Here is a 2,654-nt window from a genome sequence, read left to right on the forward strand (position 1 = left end):
GCTCCGAAGCGGCCGCGAGCGAGGCGAACGCCGCGATCCAGGCGCGGACCTCGTGGGCGGACCCGCCGCCCTCCCGCGCCATCTCCGCCACGCTCCAGGAGTCGAACGCGGCCAGTTCGCCCTTCTCCAGGAGGTCGAGGAGCCGGTTGTCCCAGTCCGGGTTGATCGGGATCATCGCCGTCGACCCGGCGGCGTAGTCGCGCCCCGCCTGGACGACCCTCTGCTCGCCCCTCGCCCGCTGTTCGGGCGTCGGCGGGTGCCCCTCGATCAGGGCGTCGGCGACCCTGGGCGGCGCCCCGTCGAGGACCGGCACCGGCGGATCGTGGGAGAGGCCGCCGGAGGCGAGGAACAGGACGCGGCGGTCGAGTTCCGCGGCGGCCTCCCCGATCGCCGTCCCCAGGGCCCTGACACGGCTGACCGGGCAGAGCGGAGTGGCCACGCCGTTGACGAAGACGGGCACCACGGGCACCCGGTCGATACCGTCGAAGAGCACTTCCAGGGGCTGTGCGAAGCCGTGGTCGACCGTCATGCGGGCCGAGACGGTCAGGTCGACGCCGCGGGCGAGCACCCCCTGGGCCAGGGCCTTCGCGGCGGCCGTGTCGACCGACAGCGGACCCGCGCCCGTACCGAAGTCGCCCACGGCGTGCGCCTCGGTGCCCAGGCAGAACGGTGGCATCTCCTTGTAGAAGAAGCCGTTGTAGTGGTCGGGCGCGTAGAGCACGACCAGCTCCGGGTCGTACGCGCGGACGAACTCCCGGGCCCCCGCGACGGCTTCACCGACCCGGGCCAGGACCTCCGGAGCCGGGTCGTTTCTGCCGATGAGGGGTGAGTGGGACAGCCCTACGGCTGCTGCGGTCATGCGCGTTCCTCACTGCTGGGGCCGGTCTCGGGCCGGTGAGCCGGCGGGTGGATGACGAGCTTGCCGGTGAGGGAGCCGTCGATCATGAGCTGGAAGCCCTTGTGGATGTCGGTCAGCGGGAGCGTCCTGTCGATCACGGGGCGGACCCCGGTGGCCTCCAGCAGGCGCAGCATCGCGACCAGCTCGGCGCGGGTGCAGCCGGTGGAGCCGAGGACGCGCTGCTGGAGGTAGAAGATCCGGCCCAGGTCGGCGGGCGGGTTCGTCCCGCTGGTCGCGCCGGCGACGACGACCGTGCCGCCGGGCCGCAGCGACTTCAGCGAGTGCGACCAGGTGGCCTCGCCGACCGTCTCGATCACGACGTCGACGCGCTCGGGCAGCCGTTCGCCGGTGGGCACCGCGGCGCGGGCACCCCAGGTGAGGGCCTCGGCGCGTTTGTCCGCGCTGCGGCTGGTCGTGTAGACGACGGCACCCGCGGCCACCGCGAGCTTGATCGCGGCCGAGGCGACGCCACCGCCCGCGCCCTGCACGAGCACCCGGTCGCCCGCGGTGATCCGGGCCTGGGTGAACAGCATCCGGTAGGCCGTGGTCCAGGCGACCGGCAGACTGGCGGCCTCGTCGAACGACAGCCACGCGGGCTTGGGGACCAGGTTGCGGGTGGGGACGACCAGGTACTCGGCGAACGACCCGTCGTGCCGCTCGGACAGCAGCGCCCGGTCGGGGTCCAGGGTCTCGTCGCCGCGGCCGGCGTCCGGGTCGCCGATCACCGGGTGGACGATGACCTCGTTGCCGTCGTCGTCGTACCCGGCCGCGTCGCACCCGAGGACGACGGGGAGACGCTCGGGCGGGTGGCCCACGCCCCGTAGCGTCCACAGGTCGTGCATGTTCAGCGCGGCGGCCACGACACGGACACGGGACCAGCCGGGCTTCGGCTCGGGCACGGGTACGTCGCGCAGGACCAGCCCCGACAGCGGGTCGGTGGCGCTCTGGGAGATGGCGGTTGCAGCAAGCACGTCGTCACGTTCGCCCGGACCGGGCGGGTGCCCATAGCCCGTGTGCCGCTGTGCAGCACGCGGGACCGGTGAGGGGGTACGCGGGCGAGAGACACGTACCCGGCAGGGCGGGACGAGACGTACACGGCACGGGCGGTAAGAGACGTACACGGCACGGTGGGACGTACGCGCGATCAGTGCGGCATGTCGTCGAGTGCCGTGGGCAGGCCTGCGATTCCCGGTGGTTCGGCGGCGAACAGGACGACGGAGCGGCCGGGCAGGTCCGCCTCGGCGATCCGGCGGAACCCTCCGGCCTCCAGGACGTCCTGGGCACGGACGTCGTCCTCGTCCGGAGCGGCGATGACACGACGGCAGTCCGGGGAGGCCGCGAAGAGCGCGGGGACGAGTGCGCGGAGCAGAGCGGCGGGCGGGGCGGGATCCGCCGGTACGGAGTCGAGGTCGACGGGGAGGCCGACAGCGGGATCGAGCTCGACGGCGAGATCGTGCGCGCCGAACGGATAGCAGGCGTGCAGGGGATGGTGGAGCACCCGGTGGATCCGCAGGACGATCGTCGGTGCGTCGCCGTCACGGTCACGTGCCGCGGTGAACGCGCGGCTGCGCGGGGAGCCCGGGGGTTCGGCGACCGGACGCAGCGCCCAGCCCCCGCCGAGGGCGGGCACGGGGAGTTCCGGTGCGTCATCGGGCACAGAGGCCATGGTCAGGGTCTCCTCGGGTTCCGGGGTACGCGCCGCGGGGCCCCGGCGGCGGTGCGCCGGGGCCTGCGGAGGTGCGGGATGGATCGGGGA

The 2,654-nt window shown here is 73.7% G+C and carries 3 protein-coding genes; all 3 read right to left on the reverse strand.

The genetic code is table 11. The features are described from left to right. The coding region (locus tag FNH04_RS44470) for a 3-carboxyethylcatechol 2,3-dioxygenase (protein WP_152791913.1) at nucleotides 1-859 on the reverse strand (859 nt) is incomplete at its 3' end. Continuing rightward, a complete protein-coding gene (locus FNH04_RS44475) occupies nucleotides 856-1,869 on the reverse strand; it encodes a zinc-binding dehydrogenase (RefSeq protein WP_322725652.1) in 1,014 nt (337 codons plus the stop codon). The genes FNH04_RS44475 and FNH04_RS44470, both read right to left, overlap by 4 nt. 173 nt (nucleotides 1,870-2,042) lie before the next feature. Next, a partial coding sequence (locus tag FNH04_RS44480; protein ID WP_228031996.1) for a GNAT family N-acetyltransferase occupies nucleotides 2,043-2,654 on the reverse strand: 612 nt, incomplete at its 5' end.

Origin of the sequence: Streptomyces phyllanthi, assembly GCF_009377205.1 — a bacterium.
Taxonomy (GTDB): Bacteria; Actinomycetota; Actinomycetes; order Streptomycetales; family Streptomycetaceae; genus Streptomyces; species Streptomyces phyllanthi.